Origin of the sequence: Streptomyces sp. NBC_00162, from assembly GCF_024611995.1 — a bacterium.
Taxonomy (GTDB): Bacteria; Actinomycetota; Actinomycetes; order Streptomycetales; family Streptomycetaceae; genus Streptomyces.
Window position 1 is genome coordinate 8,256,807 of record NZ_CP102509.1, and the last position, 12,728, is coordinate 8,269,534.

The 12,728-nt window shown below is 69.5% G+C and carries 15 protein-coding genes and 3 pseudogenes; 11 read left to right on the forward strand and 7 right to left on the reverse strand.

Features of this window, described 5'->3' with window-relative positions; genetic code table 11:
• Nucleotides 1-193 precede the first annotated feature (193 nt).
• A complete protein-coding gene (locus JIW86_RS38120) occupies nt 194-1,156 on the reverse strand; it encodes an SDR family NAD(P)-dependent oxidoreductase (RefSeq protein ID WP_257558887.1) in 963 nt (320 codons plus the stop codon).
• Between JIW86_RS38120 and JIW86_RS38125 the strand changes: the two genes are divergently transcribed.
• Both JIW86_RS38125 and JIW86_RS38130 read left to right on the forward strand, forming a co-directional pair.
• Entirely contained in the window at nt 1,155-2,480 is a 1,326-nt protein-coding gene (locus JIW86_RS38125) for a sensor histidine kinase (RefSeq protein WP_257558888.1), read from the forward strand. The two genes, JIW86_RS38120 and JIW86_RS38125, sit on opposite strands and share 2 nt — an antisense overlap.
• Complete coding sequence (locus tag JIW86_RS38130; protein WP_257558889.1) at nt 2,477-3,130, forward strand: response regulator transcription factor; 654 nt, start codon at nt 2,477-2,479, stop codon at nt 3,128-3,130. The genes JIW86_RS38125 and JIW86_RS38130 overlap by 4 nt, the downstream gene beginning before the upstream one ends.
• Before the next feature lie 120 nt (nt 3,131-3,250).
• On the opposite strand, the pseudogene JIW86_RS38135 reads toward JIW86_RS38130, so the two are convergent.
• Nucleotides 3,251-3,472: pseudogene (locus JIW86_RS38135) on the reverse strand (ATP/GTP-binding protein); the annotation flags it as partial.
• A 664-nt stretch (nt 3,473-4,136) separates the two neighbouring features.
• Nucleotides 4,137-4,790 (reverse strand): TetR/AcrR family transcriptional regulator, encoded by a 654-nt coding sequence (locus JIW86_RS38140; RefSeq protein WP_257558890.1) that lies wholly within the window; start codon nt 4,788-4,790, stop codon nt 4,137-4,139.
• Nucleotides 4,791-4,917: 127 nt separating this feature from the next.
• Here JIW86_RS38140 and JIW86_RS38145 point away from each other — a divergent pair, with 127 nt between their 5' ends.
• From JIW86_RS38145 to JIW86_RS38160, 4 genes and pseudogenes are all read left to right on the forward strand, one after another.
• A complete protein-coding gene (locus JIW86_RS38145; protein WP_257558891.1) occupies nt 4,918-5,886 on the forward strand; it encodes an oxidoreductase in 969 nt (322 codons plus the stop codon).
• Nucleotides 5,887-5,932: 46 nt separating this feature from the next.
• Nucleotides 5,933-6,127, forward strand: a pseudogene (locus JIW86_RS38150) (single-stranded DNA-binding protein); the annotation flags it as partial.
• A gap of 50 nt (nt 6,128-6,177) precedes the next feature.
• Complete coding sequence (locus JIW86_RS38155; RefSeq protein ID WP_257558892.1) at nt 6,178-6,642, forward strand: hypothetical protein; 465 nt, start codon at nt 6,178-6,180, stop codon at nt 6,640-6,642.
• Between the two features lie 276 nt (nt 6,643-6,918).
• Nucleotides 6,919-7,362, forward strand: coding sequence for a hypothetical protein (locus JIW86_RS38160; RefSeq protein WP_257558893.1), 444 nt, complete (start codon nt 6,919-6,921; stop codon nt 7,360-7,362).
• A 604-nt stretch (nt 7,363-7,966) separates the two neighbouring features.
• Here the strand turns inward: JIW86_RS38160 and JIW86_RS41810 are convergent.
• Nucleotides 7,967-8,158 carry a hypothetical protein gene (locus JIW86_RS41810; protein ID WP_322975587.1) on the reverse strand — a complete coding sequence of 64 codons (192 nt, stop codon included), beginning with the start codon at nt 8,156-8,158 and terminating at the stop codon, nt 7,967-7,969.
• Complete coding sequence (locus tag JIW86_RS41815) at nt 8,155-8,352, reverse strand: hypothetical protein (protein WP_322975588.1); 198 nt, start codon at nt 8,350-8,352, stop codon at nt 8,155-8,157. Before JIW86_RS41815 ends, JIW86_RS41810 begins: the two co-directional genes overlap by 4 nt.
• 89 nt (nt 8,353-8,441) lie before the next feature.
• Between JIW86_RS41815 and JIW86_RS38170 the strand changes: the two genes are divergently transcribed.
• A complete protein-coding gene (locus tag JIW86_RS38170) occupies nt 8,442-8,768 on the forward strand; it encodes a hypothetical protein (protein WP_257558894.1) in 327 nt (108 codons plus the stop codon).
• 140 nt (nt 8,769-8,908) lie between these two features.
• Nucleotides 8,909-9,295 carry a hypothetical protein gene (locus JIW86_RS38175; protein ID WP_257558895.1) on the forward strand — a complete coding sequence of 129 codons (387 nt, stop codon included), beginning with the start codon at nt 8,909-8,911 and terminating at the stop codon, nt 9,293-9,295.
• Between the two features lie 30 nt (nt 9,296-9,325).
• Here JIW86_RS38175 and JIW86_RS38180 read toward each other — a convergent pair whose 3' ends face one another.
• Nucleotides 9,326-9,907 (reverse strand): hypothetical protein, encoded by a 582-nt coding sequence (locus JIW86_RS38180; protein WP_257558896.1) that lies wholly within the window; start codon nt 9,905-9,907, stop codon nt 9,326-9,328.
• Between the two features lie 176 nt (nt 9,908-10,083).
• Here JIW86_RS38180 and JIW86_RS42255 point away from each other — a divergent pair.
• Both JIW86_RS42255 and JIW86_RS38185 read left to right on the forward strand, forming a co-directional pair.
• Nucleotides 10,084-10,284 (forward strand): annotated as a pseudogene (locus tag JIW86_RS42255) (transposase); the annotation flags it as partial.
• Complete coding sequence (locus tag JIW86_RS38185) at nt 10,227-10,724, forward strand: transposase (protein ID WP_322975589.1); 498 nt, start codon at nt 10,227-10,229, stop codon at nt 10,722-10,724. The pseudogene JIW86_RS42255 and the gene JIW86_RS38185, both read left to right, overlap by 58 nt.
• Before the next feature lie 124 nt (nt 10,725-10,848).
• On the opposite strand, the gene JIW86_RS38190 is transcribed toward JIW86_RS38185, so the two are convergent.
• On the reverse strand, nt 10,849-11,793 hold the full coding sequence (locus tag JIW86_RS38190; protein ID WP_257558898.1) for a LysR family transcriptional regulator: 945 nt from the start codon (nt 11,791-11,793) through the stop codon (nt 10,849-10,851).
• A gap of 115 nt (nt 11,794-11,908) precedes the next feature.
• Between JIW86_RS38190 and JIW86_RS38195 the strand changes: the two genes are divergently transcribed.
• Nucleotides 11,909-12,721 carry an inositol monophosphatase family protein gene (locus JIW86_RS38195; protein WP_257558899.1) on the forward strand — a complete coding sequence of 271 codons (813 nt, stop codon included), beginning with the start codon at nt 11,909-11,911 and terminating at the stop codon, nt 12,719-12,721.
• Nucleotides 12,722-12,728 lie beyond the last annotated feature (7 nt).

Consider the following 12,728-nt stretch of genomic DNA (forward strand, 5'->3'; position numbering starts at 1 on the left):
GGACTGCTGGACGGATCTGGTGCTTCCCGAACCGCACGAGGAGTGGTGAACCCGCGGCGGCGTGGGCGATACCCCCGGTGCGGTTTCGCCGGAGCGGGCGAGCATCAGCCCGGCCAGGCGTCCGGGGTTGTGCCGGTGAGGAGGTCGAGGGCCATTCCGATGACTCCGCGCCCCTCCGGGGAAAGCCCCAGCCTCACGTACCGCTCGGCTGGATCATCTTCCGGCCCGCGGTGCTTCCGCCGTCCACGGTGATCGACGCACCCGTCATGTAGGGGAAGTCGTCGGACGCGAGCCCGAGCACCGCGCGCGCGATCTCCTCGGCTTCGGCCATCCGTTCGAGACCGTCGACGTTGAGCGGTCCCCACGCCTGCTTGTACTTCACCCAGTCCGCGTCCGGGATTCCCGGCGGGCGGACGAAGGGGGTATCGGTGGTGCCGGGCAGCAGGGCGTTGAGCCTGATTCCCTTGGGTCCGTACGCGAGGGCTGCGGACTTCACCATGCCCTGCACCGCCCGCTTGCTTGCGGTGTACGCGGCGCCGTTCGGCCGCGCCTGTTCGGCCGCTGATGACGAGGTGCAGATGATGACGCCGCGCTGCGCCTTGAGCATGTGCGGAATCTCGTACTTGATCGCGAGGAACACTCCCCGGGCGTTGGTGGCCTGGACGTCATCCCACTCCTCGACGCTCATCTCATGGGGTAGTTTGCCGCCGCCGATGCCGGCGTTGTTGAAGGCGACGTCGATGCCGCCGTAACGGCTCGCGACTCGGTCGACGAAGCCGCGAACCTGGGCGTCCACGCGGACATCGGCCTCGATGTACGTGGCTTCGCCGCCCGCGTCCCGGATCTCGCGTTCCACCTGGCGCCCCAACTCGGCTCGTCTGCCACAGAATCCGACGTGGGCGCCCTCAAGGGCGAACGCCTTCGCTGCCGCCCTGCCTATGCCGGATGTGCCACCCGTGATGAGCACGGACTTTCCCTGGAAGCGGCCGGCCTTGGTGCGGGACCTCGGCTGGGCGCCGGTCGCGTGGGCGGTGGTGCCGAAGGCCGCGCTCCCCAGCCCCAGAGCGGCCGCACCACCGAGGAGGGACCGCCGCCCCATGGCGGTGGATTCTGCGTCTGCGTTGGCACTCGTGCCCGTATGCGCATTGGTATCCATGACGATCACTCTTGCCGCCCGACCCGGGTTCCCGACTCCCTCCACGGGCCGGACATCGCGGCCGGTGGGAGGAGGTGGCCTCCTCCCATGGCAGGACCCGGGCGCACGGGCGTCCGCCTATCGTGGGCGTGTGAACAGAGCTTGGATTGAGCCTGCGTTCGACAGAAGATTCGCCGGCATGCGGATCCTTGCGCTTGCCGGCGTAATGGTCGGCTATTTCCTGCTGCTGCAGCGGCCCTCCGGGGCACGAGACTGGAGCCTCGCCGCAGCCGGGCTCGTGCTGTGCCTGGCCGCGGGGAAATGGGTGTTCGGTGCGCTCCTGGCGCAGTCGGTCCTGCTCGTTGCCGCACACACGCTGGGCGCGAGCATCGTTCCTTCGTTGAAGGTGCTGGCCGCCGTTACTCTCTTCGAGCTGGCGGTACAGCAGTCCGGACGCTGCCTCGCCGCCGGGACGACGGGACTGGCACTTGCCGTCGCCGTGAACCGCTTCGAAGACCTGCCCGGCGAACTCCTGCCGGTGCTCTACAAGATGGGTATCGTCGCAGGCCTGCCGCTGCTCCTGGGCGCGTACGTACGCGTGACCCGCGACGCTGCGGTGCATGCCCGTCGACACGCGGAACAGCAGGAACTTCGTGCCGAACAACAGCTGCTGGCCGCCCGCGCGGCGGAGCGCACCACCATCGCACGCGAGTTGCACGACCTCGTGGCCCACCACGTCTCCTCCATGGTGTTGCGCGTCGGTGTTGCCCGGCACGTCACCGCAGCCACCAGCACCACTGATCCGCGGATCACCGACGTTCTCGACGACCTGCACGCCAGTGCCGGTGCGGCACTGACCGATCTGCGGCGCCTGGTCGCCGTACTGCGAGCCCCGGACCGGACCGGTCCCGGCACCGGCTCCCTGGTCGAGCCCGGAGCTCTGCCGGCGGCTTTGGAGTCGGTGGTGGAACACAGCCGCCAGACCGGCCTGACCGTAACCGCTTCCGTGGATCCCCGCGTCGCGCGGCTGGACGCGGTACGTGGCCTCGCGGTCCTCCGCCTGGCCCAAGAGGGCCTGGCCAACGCGGCCAAGCACGGCGGGCCCGGCGCACACGCCGAGCTGGCCGTGCGGGTGGCCGATGATGCCGTTCACGTGACGATCCACGACGACGGCGCCGGAAGGGCCCGGCCACCGGCCTCCGGCCCTTCCGGACACGGCTTGATCGGCATGCGTGAACGCGTGGACCTGCTCGGCGGCCGACTGGATGCGGGCCCCGCCGCTCAGGGCTGGCGGCTCACGGCCGAACTTCCCGCCTTCGCATCCGACATGGAGCCCCAGCTGTGATCCGCATCCTCGTCGTCGACGACCAGCAGCTCGTCCGAATGGGACTGCGCATGCTCTTCGAGCAGGCGCAGGACATCGAGATCCTGGGCGAGGCGGACAACGGCGCGGAGGCGGTACGACTGGCGGAACACCTGACTCCCGACGTCGTCCTCATGGACTTGAGAATGCCCGGCATGGACGGCATCACGGCCACCCGCCGCATCTTGACCGCACGCCCTGCCACCCGGGTCGTCGCCCTCACCACGTTTGACGACGACGACCATCTGTATCCGGTGCTCGCGGCCGGAGCCTGCGGTTTCCTCGTCAAGGACACCCCACCGGCCGAACTCCTGGAGGCAGTACGCCGGGCCGCCAACGGAGAGGCCCCCTTCAGCCGGGACGTCCTTGACCGCCTCGTCGCCCAGGCTCTCCACACCCGTTCCTCCTCGGACACTCCTACGGACTTCCCGGCGCCGGCCATCACCCCGCGCGAGCGAGAGGTGCTTGGACTGCTCGGCGTAGGCCTGTCCAACAAGGAGATCGCCGACCGGCTGCATCTCGGGGTCACCACGGTGAAGACGCACGTGGCCAGCCTGATGGCGAAGACGGGCCGGGACAACCGCATCCGTCTCGCTGTTCTCGCCGTCCTCACCGGCATCACGCCGAACTGATGTCGCTGAGGGGGAGGGCGGTTGCGGTATCAGTGGCTCGGTGAGCTGGGGTGTTGCAGGTAGCGCCTCGGTGTAAAGGACCGAGGCGCTTTTTCGTGTTCTGGGATGTGTTTGTGCTGGTCAGCGTGCTGATCGACGGGGGTGGGGGCGTTGTTGGGTTTCGGCGTGGTGGTCGAGGCGGATCGCGTCCAACACTGCTTTGGTGATGCGTTCGGTGCCGTTGTGGATGGCGGTGTTGGCGGCTTGCCGGATGAGTCTGGTGAGGCTGCCGATGCGGCCGACGGTGCGCTGGTGGAGGTACGTGGCGTGGCGGGGGAGTGTGCCGGGGCGGTGGTGTTGGAGGGTGCGATCACGGCTCGTCCCGTATGGGCCGGAAACCCGCCGCGAGATCCGGCATCCTCCCTGCACCTCACCCATGGGGATGAACTCGCCGAGCCACGGCCCTTCCTGAGGTGAACGAGCGCCAGCGCTTGCCCGACGTCCCCGATCCCGTGGGCGGCAGCGCAACACATCCGGAGTTCGACCGGCGTGCGTCGTGGCTTGGCTCCACGCTCACGACAGGATCGGCGTCCCCGCCACCCTGCCCGCGGCCACGCTGGCCGTGGCCGGCACTGCGGCCGTGCGCGCACGATCGGTCTCGATGCCCAGTGGCTGGTCTTGGCGGATGACGTGGCGGGGGAGGACCGGGTGTCGGGCCGGTCCACCGAGGAGGACGCCGACGCGCTGGCCGGGCTGGTGACGGGGGAGTTGGGGCATCGGTCCACCGGCTGACCGCGCCCGACACGGTGCCGCCGGCTGTGTTCGGCCAGGCGCGGGTGATTGACCGGTTCCGGTAGGGGTCGGGCGGCCTGCGGCCTGCGGCCTGCGGCCTGCGGCCTGCGGGCGACGCTGGCGTGGCCCCCGCCTGCGCGGCACCGCCGCCGCGGGCACGTCCGGGGCGGTCCGGTACGCGGTCGCGTACACGGCCCCGGGAAGGAGCGCTGGGGCGGCGCGATCACCCTGCCCTTCATGCCTGACCGGTGCCCGCTTCGGTTGCCTTGACGGCTACGCCGGAGCCCCGTGTCAGCGCGCCGGCGCGGGCGGCGGCGAGCGTGATCCGCACGGCCTGGTCGGCGGTGCCCTCCTCGACCGGATCAGGACTGACCAGCAGCCGGAAGTAGATCGGAGCGGCCAGCGTTTTGATCAGCTCGACCGGATCGGTGTCGGCCGGGAGTTCGCCCCGTTCGATGGCGCGGGCGATCACCGGCTCGGCCCGCTGGAACCGGTCGGCGAAGACCCGCCGCCGTGCCTCGGCGATCTCCGGCAGCCGACCGGCGTCGGAGTACATCGCGGTCTGCACCGCCCTGCCCACCGGGCCCGACATGCTCTGCACGAGCGCTTGGGCGAGCGCTTGTAGGTCGGTCTCGACGGCGCCGGTGTCCGGAATGGGGATGTCAGTGGCGAAGTGCTCGGCCAGCGCGTCGACGACCAGGCTCGCGCGGTCCTTCCAGCGCCGGTAGAGCGTTGTCTTGTGCACCCCGGCTCGCTGAGCCACACCTTCGACGGTCAGCTCGGCGTATCCCCGGTCCACCAACTCGGCGAGGGTGGCGGCGCGCACCGCCGCCTGAGCCTTGCGGCCGCGCCCGACCGGGCGGGCGGGGCCGGAGGAACCCAACTCCATTGCAACTCCTAGTTGCGTTAGCAGGTATTCACGTGTCAGGCTCCAGCGTATCGCAACTAGAAGTTGCATTAAGCGGGCTCCTGTCCAGCTGCGCGCCGGATGCCCTCGAGCTAGGAGAAGGAAGGCCATGCCCAGCTCTTCCCGTACGTGGACCCTCGACTCCATCCCCGACCAATCCGGCCGCCTGGCGGTGGTGACCGGAGCCAACAGCGGCATCGGCCAGGTCACGGCAGAGACACTCGCTCGCCGGGGAGCCCATGTCGTGCTGGCCTGCCGCAGTCCCCAGCGGGGGCAGGTCGCCCTGGACCGGCTGCTCGCCCGGGCACCCGGCGCCGATGCCGAGGTGCGCCTCCTGGACCTAGCCGATCTTGCCTCCATACGTGCCTTCGCCGACGGCTGGGACCATGACCGGCTCGATCTGCTGGTCAACAACGCCGGCGTGGCGATGGTGCCGTTTGCCCGGACCGCCGATGGCTTCGAGTCGCAGTTCGGGATCAACCACCTGGGCACCTTCGCCCTGACCGGGCTGATGCTGCCTCATCTGCTCGCCTCGCCCGATCCGCGGGTGGTCACCGTCAGCAGCGAAGGCCAGCGGTTCGCCCGCTTCGACCTGAACAACCTCAACGCCGAACGCCGCTATGGCGCCATGTTCGCCTACCTGCAGTCCAAGCGCGCCAACCTCTACTTCGCCACTGAACTGCAACGTCGCGCCGACGCCGCCGGCCTGAGGCTGCGCAGCACGGCCGTCGCCCCCGGCCTCACCCGCACCAACGTTCTCACCGGCGGCGCCAACGGCAACCGCGGCCGAGTCTATGGAGCGTTGACCCGGCTGCTGCTCCGCATTGCCTTCCGCCCCACCCCCGAAGGTGCCAAGACCTCCCTGCACGCCGCGACCGTCCCGAACCTGCCGGGCGGAGCGTATGTCGTGCCCGGCGGGCCGCTGCAGCTACGCGGCGAACCAACCCTGCGCAACCGCGAGCGCGCCATCCGTGACACCACCACCGCCCGCCGGCTGTGGGAGCTGTCCGAGAAGCTCACCGGCGTTGCCTTCCGCCTGTCCGACGATGCTGCATGCCCCACCCAAGAGTCCTGCTAGCCAGCCCGCTGTTCACCTCGGAAGACATGCGTAAGGCGAGACCTTTGTGACCGTCGTCGGCAACCTGGTCGACGACCCCGAACTCAGGTTCACCCGGGGAGGCGTCGCAGTCGCCGCGTTCCGCATCCCATCCACCCCGCGCACGTTCGACCGGCAGACCAATGAATGGAACGACGGTGAAAGCCTGTTGCTGACCTGCCCGGTTTGGCGCCATGCCGCTGAGAACATCGCCGCCACCCTCGCCAGCGAAAACCCGCGTCATCGTTTACCGCTGGACAGGAGCCCCGCCCCGTGACCCGCACGCCCGACATCGTCACCCTCGCTTCCCTCGACACTCACCGCCTGATCGTCACCCTTCCGAACCAGGGCCCCGCCAACGTCCGCTCGAACCTTCCGCGCGCCACCGCCGCCGCCATGCTGCGCCGTCTCGCCGACGAGCTCAACGCCGAGCAGCCCCTCGCCGTCCTGCCCGGGGACGTGTTCGCCAGCCTCACCCAGCGGCTCACCCGCCGCCACCGCCCCGCCGAGGCCGCCCGGCACGCAGCCGACGCCCTCGCCCACCACACCCGCGAGCTCGCCAACATGCTCGCCGCCGCCCTTGACCGAGGCATCCCCGCCGAAGCCCCGTCGGTCGGCCGGTACCTGGTCTCGATTCTGCGCAGCCACGCCGTCGATCTCGACAGCCCGCCCCGGACCGCCCGTGACGATGTGCTCGACCTCACCGCCGCCCGCCACGCCCGCCAGACGCAGAGATGAGCAGCGACACCACCCTCGCCGTGGCCGTCGGCGCCGCGCCCCCTGGTCCTGATTTTTCCGGTGCCCCAGTCGCCGCAGTCGACTCCGCAGTTGCCCGGTACTACCCGTTGGTGGAGCTGCTCGCGCTCGCGTGTGCGCCCGCGCAATGACTCGGTCCCATCCCTCCGGGCGGTTTGCCCATGGGTTTGTAGGAGTCGCCGCAACCCCACCCTAGGCTACTTGGAGTAACCATTCGGCTACTCCAAGTAGAAGGAGATTGAGGTGCGTTGTAATTCTGTGGGCCGGCTGGTGGTCGTTGCCTCGGCAGCCCTGATGCTGGTCGGACTGGTGAGCGTCGGCGCGGCCCAGGCATCCAGTGGGCTCATCACGTACTCGATTGAGTTCTCCAATCCCCGGGAGAGCGATGACAACGACCTGCCCGAACCGTATGGCGAGGTCGTCGTGAGGGCGCCGTGGGGCCAGCAGACTGCCCTGTGGGAGCACCCGGATCGGGACATCAACACGCCGACCCTGCCCCGCTACCCGCTGTTCGGCGGCGCCGAGCACAGGTTCGTCCCCCACCTCGTCACCGAGGTATGTGCCTTCGTGGGGGAGGACGACACCGGCATTAACGATGACGACATCCTCGCCGACGGCTGCGTGCCCTACACGGGCCCCGGCGAGTACACCATCAGCGATGAAGGCGGGTCTGTGACGGTCACCGTGTACGACTTCGGCTGATCGCCACAGCGCACCGACGCCCCTGTTGTCCCGGGAGGGTTGACCGGGACAACAGGTCGGCTGAAGTGCACCGCACAACAACGCGTTTCGTGGCTCGTGAGAGGCGGCTGAGGAGGCTGGAACGCGGATGCGCGGAGTCGTGACACGACGCTGTGAACGTTCGCACTATTCCCCAGGGGTGAGTGCACGCAATTCGCCCGTGCCAGCCCGGGAGTACCCGTCGCCCGGCCATGGATATCCGAAAGCTGCCCAGGGTGCGATGGAACGAAGGCCCCAGGAGGCCGTTCGTCATCCGGCGTTGATGCGCCCTCCAGCTGGCGCGGCAACCGCGGGTGCGCGTATCCGGAATGGTCTAGACGTCGTGCAAGAGCAGCCTTCGCGCGACCCTGTCCGGCATCGCCGTCGAGTCCAGGCCACCGATGGCAGCGACCTCGACCGCGAAGAAGTGGACTCCCGCGTCATCGGCTGGCTCCTCGCCACTGCATCCAACGCGCTGGTGTTCGCAACCGCGCGAGGAGTGGTGAGTCCACTCCTGTTCAGGCCCGGATTTCGTTGAGGAGCATGCGCAGGGTGAGGCTGTGCTTTTCGGGTGCAGGGCGTCCATCTAGGCGGTGGCGAGGGCTGCACCCCCCACCCGGTCCCCGGACCGGGATAGCATCAACCTCCTGTGGAGCTCCAAGTGGGTGGCGAATCGCAGGAGGCTGGCGGGGAGGTGGGCCGGGGCCTGGTCCTGCGAGTCGGTGGCGCCCTGCTCCTCGCCGAGGCGGGCCAGGAGCAGGGACCGGAACACGTTCACCGCCACCACGGCACCGCGTAGTCCGAGGTCTGCTCGTGCGAGCCGGCCGTGTCGAAGACCCGGCGGCCCTGGGTGTCGAGGGCCAGGGCCGTTGTTCGGTCGCCGCGGAGGGCGGCGGCGTGGGCTTTGCCGTAGATGGCGTTGAGCACGCCGAGGGACGACCGGTGTGAATTGAGCGAAAATGATTCGAACATTCAAATATCGGCTCAGGAGTCCGCTCGGCGGACTGGCGGCAGACCTCTCGGCGCGAATCGTGCCGCCGGGCCAGGCATCTGCTCCTTTCATGCGGATCTACCGAGGAGTACGCCTCCTGCTTCCGGGTTCGGGCATCTACTGGGAAGACCTGGCCTGGCTCTCCTTCGCCGTCGCACTCCGTGCCGAGGAGCTGTGCGCCAGGTATCCGAAGGGCATCCACCTCGAGATCGTCTCTCTCGACTTCCCGTTGACCGACTACCGCCCGGAGGTTGCCGCCCTCTCCATGGACGGGTGGCTGCGCGAGGAGTTCGACCTGCCCGACGCCGGGATCGCTTGCGCCTACTCGGGTGGCGCGGACCCCTATGCCTTCTCGTGGGGTGGGGCGGAGCCGCCGCTGCGGAGCCCGCGGCTCTAAGACGTCGGCACGACCGACGACGGCCGCATGCGCCGCCTCGCAGCTGCGCGCAGATCGCCGCGCGGACGGGTGGTGCCGGCCTTCGAGCGGGACTGGGCCAAGGCCCTGGAGGATGCCCGCGACTCCTTCAGCCTCACCCCTTGCACGAGGTGGTGCGTACCTGGCAGTTGCGCGTCGCCGCGGCCCCGGCCGTCGACGCCTTCATGGACTCCGGCCGCGACGAGTCCGGCTTCGTGGACCTGGACGACCTCCTCGGTCGCCGCCGGCGACCGGTCAGCCGTGGGCGGTGCGTCTTTCCCCGCAGGGCCGCGAAGACGCTCGCCGAGCTTCCCGACCCGGCCAGGGAGATGGTCCGCGACGTCCTGGGCATCGCGGTGCGCTCCCCGTGGGGCTGGCCCCAGTGGAACGCCGGCGATCCGGAGGGCGAGGACGTCCGCGCCACGTCCGTCGGACAGCTGTCCGACGTCTACACGGTCAACCGCCTCACCCGGCACCTGTCCGTCCTGGACATCGTCTGGCTCGGGTAGCAACGCCTTGCCCTCGGCCGCATTAAGGGGTCAGCCGATGCGAACGGTGATCTCGGGGAGGGGTATGTCGGAAAGGTTCAGCTGGAGCCCGGTCAGGGTCAGGTAGGTCTGCGAGTCGGTCAAATCGGAGGTGGTGGACGGCGCCTGGGTCTTCCCGCGTGTGCTCACCAGCAGGTACCAGCCCCCGCGCTTGTAGCTGCGGGAGGCGTCGGGGCGGTCGCCGTTCGGGTTCAGCGTCCAGCCCTGGCGCTCCAGGTCGGCGCAGATCGCGTTCACCTCCGACTGTGCGGCGGTCTTCTCGCGGACGGCCATCCAGCCCGTCCTGTTCGAGTTGGCGTCGGCCGCGACGGTCGGGCGGCCCTGCGCCGGGTCGAGGCCCGCCGCGCTGACCGCGGTCCGGATCACCTCGTCCACGGCGTCCCGTGTGAGGGGCGGTGACGTGGACTCCGGTGTGGGCGCCGCCGTGGATGGGGACGGCGTGGGCGCGGCCGCGCCCAGGTGGACGCGCCCGTCGTCGGCTATCTGGATGTGGTCCGGCAGGACCACGGCGCCCAGACTCACGATCAAGGTCGCGGCAAGCCCGATCCACACCCTCTTCAACAGCGCGTTCAACGTGAAACTCCCCCGAGTGATCATTCAGAGGGAGTCTCACACACACTGCCCGGCGCCCGGCAGCCCTTAAGAGAGCATCTGATCTACGTTGTGGGTGGTTGGGGGTGGTCGAGTGACCGCGTCCTTCGTGCGTCGTTGCACGGCTCGTGACTTCTCGGCGCCCGTATCGCAGTGACGTGTCCGATGCCCGGTGGGCTCTGATCGAGCCTGTCTTCACGGCCTGGCGGGCCGCGCGAACCGGGCCCGGCACTGCGGCCCGGGTTCATGACCTGCGCGAGATCGTCAATGCGATCCTCTACGTGAACCGCACCGGCATCCCATGGGAGGACCTGCCGCACGACTTCCCGCCCTGCAAAACGGTCTACGACTACTACGCGAACTGGGAAACCCTCACGGGACTACGCAGCAGGTCCACGACCTGTTGCGGGACAGAACCCGCCGGGCACAGGGCCGGGCCGCCACGCCGACGGCGGCCGTTGTGGACGCACAGAGCGTGCAAGCCTCGGGCAACGTGCCCGAATCCAGCCAGGGCATCGACGCCGCCAAGAAGATCAAAGGCCGCAAGCATCACCTGGTCACCGACACCCTCGGCCTCGTTCTTGCCGTGATCGTCACGGCCGCCTCAGTGCACGATTCCGCCAGCGGCAAAGAACTCCTACAACACCTCGCCGCGTCCCATCCCGGCGTGACGAAGGTCTGGGCCGAGGGGGCTACCAGGCCTCTGTCATCAACCACGGAGCCGGCCTGGGCATCGACGTCGAAGTCGTCAAGCGAGCCTCCGCCGCCGGGTTCGAACCCATCCCGAAGCGTTGGGTGATCGAGAGGACGTTCGGCTGGCTGACGCGCCAATCGGTCAACACGGCCTGAACCTTGATCAGATGCCCAGTTATAGGTGACGTTCACGAGAGCAGGAGTCAGCTGCCGCAGGCCGGGCGCATCCGTCACTGCCCGGTCCGGTTGGTGACGGGCTGTTGAGAGGCGGTCGGTGGTGCGAATAGTGCCTGGACGGTCTCGGTGGCCAGGTCTCGCAGCCAGGTGTGGGCGCGGTCGTCGTCGTAGCGCTGGTGCCACAGCAGGTACAGGGGGACGTCGGGCAGCGGCAGGGGCGGCGGCAGCGTCGCCAGGCCGAGTTGTTCCCGAGCCGTACGGGTGACCGCGTCGGGGAGGGTGACGACCAGGTCGGTGTCGAGGGCGAGTTGCAGGGCGAAGGCGGCGGTGGGCCCGGCGGCGGCGACGCGTCGTTCGAGTCCGCGTGTGGTCAGGGCGTCGTCGATCGGGTCGCGCAGGCTTCCGCGTCGCGAGACGGTGAGGTGTTCGGCGGCTGCGTAGCGCTCGAGGCTCAGCGGGCCTTCGGCGAGCGGGTGGCCCGGTCGGACGGCGACGACCAGCCGGTCCCTGCCGACGAGACGGTGGCGGATGTCGGGGAGCGTCGGAGTGCTGGAGCTGGATTCGAGGTCGACCTCACCCCGGCGCAGCTCGGCGTCGTCCGTCCCGGGTTCGGCGGACAGGCGCAGCCGGACTCCGGGGGCCTGGCGGTGAACGGCGGTGATCAGAGCGGTCCCGGAGGCTGCGGTCAGGGCGTCGTGCCAGCGCACGGTGAACACCCGGTCCAGAGCCGCCAGGTCGAGTTCCTGCTGCGCGGACAGAAGTTGGTGGGCCTGCTGCACGAGGGCGTGGACTTGGGCGCGCATGGCCAGCGCGCGGGTGGTGGGGACCATGCTGCGGCCGGTGCGGACCAGGATCTGGTCACCGGTGGCCTTGCGGATGCGGCCCAGGGAGCGGCTCATCGCCGGTGCGGTGACGTGGAGGCGGGCCGCCGCGCCGGCGACGCTCCCCTCTTCCAGCAGGGCGTCCAGGGCCGTGAGCAGGTTCAAATCCAGTTGCATGGCAGTAACTCTACAAGTGAAAAGCATGCACTTGTTGTTAATGACCAAGCGGCCTACCTTCGAAGTGCGGGGGCGAGACAACCGCCCCGCTTGGACCGATCCCAAGGAGCCCACCATGAGCACAGCCATGCCTTTCGACGCCGACGCGACGCTCCTGTCCGACGTGACCGCCGCAGTGAAGGCCGCCGGCGTCACGCTGCGCGACCGCTACACCTCGCACGCTCGGGGCGTGAGTCTCGACGAGGTCGTCGGCGAGATCCACGCCAACGACGACGCGGTACTGGACGTGCTGCGGGAACCGCTGCTGCGGGCCCGGCAAGGGTCGCAGTGGGCCGAGGACGAGCTGGCCGGCGGCGCGCTCCCGCCCGGGGAGTGGTGGGTCGTCGACCCCGCCGAGGGCAACATCAACCACGTCCACGGCATGGACGACTGGGCCGTCACCGCCACCCTGGTCAGCGACAACCTGCCGGTACTCACCGTCGTCCACCTGCCGCTGACCGGCGACACCTACACCGCGGTCGCCGGCGGCGGTGCCCGCCTCAACGGCCGGCCCCTGAAGGTGTCCGCCAAGACCGACCTGGGCGCCGCCCTCATCGGCACCGGTCAGGCCAGGCCCGGCGAGGACGAGCGCACCTTCCGGCGGATCGGTGACTCCGTCACCGCCATGCTCATCAACGGCCTGGTCGTGCGCGTGTCCGTTCCCGCCACGATGCAGCTCATCCATGTCGCCGCCGGACGCATGGACGCGTTCTGGCAGTTCTCCGACGTCCGCTCCGGCCTGGTAGCCGGCGCCCTGCTGGTCTCCGAAGCCGGAGGCACCGTCACCGACCTGGCGGGAGAACCCTGGAACACCGGCAGCTGCGACTTCCTGGCCGCCGCCCCCGGCATCCACGGCGCCGCCCTCAAGGTCCTTTCGCCGACCGCCTGACCGGAAG

Coding starts and splice junctions, on each gene's coding strand:
- JIW86_RS38145 (WP_257558891.1), top strand. CDS start 4,918: ATGCCCAGCTCTTCCCGTACGTGGACCCTCGACTCCATCCCCGACCAA.
- JIW86_RS38125 (WP_257558888.1), top strand. CDS start 1,155: ATGACGATCACTCTTGCCGCCCGACCCGGGTTCCCGACTCCCTCCACG.
- JIW86_RS38190 (WP_257558898.1), bottom strand. CDS start 11,793: ATGCAACTGGATTTGAACCTGCTCACGGCCCTGGACGCCCTGCTGGAA.
- JIW86_RS38170 (WP_257558894.1), top strand. CDS start 8,442: ATGCGGATCTACCGAGGAGTACGCCTCCTGCTTCCGGGTTCGGGCATC.
- JIW86_RS38195 (WP_257558899.1), top strand. CDS start 11,909: ATGAGCACAGCCATGCCTTTCGACGCCGACGCGACGCTCCTGTCCGAC.
- JIW86_RS38185 (WP_322975589.1), top strand. CDS start 10,227: ATGGGAGGACCTGCCGCACGACTTCCCGCCCTGCAAAACGGTCTACGA.
- JIW86_RS38120 (WP_257558887.1), bottom strand. CDS start 1,156: ATGGATACCAATGCGCATACGGGCACGAGTGCCAACGCAGACGCAGAA.
- JIW86_RS38140 (WP_257558890.1), bottom strand. CDS start 4,790: ATGGAGTTGGGTTCCTCCGGCCCCGCCCGCCCGGTCGGGCGCGGCCGC.
- JIW86_RS41815 (WP_322975588.1), bottom strand. CDS start 8,352: ATGTTCGAATCATTTTCGCTCAATTCACACCGGTCGTCCCTCGGCGTG.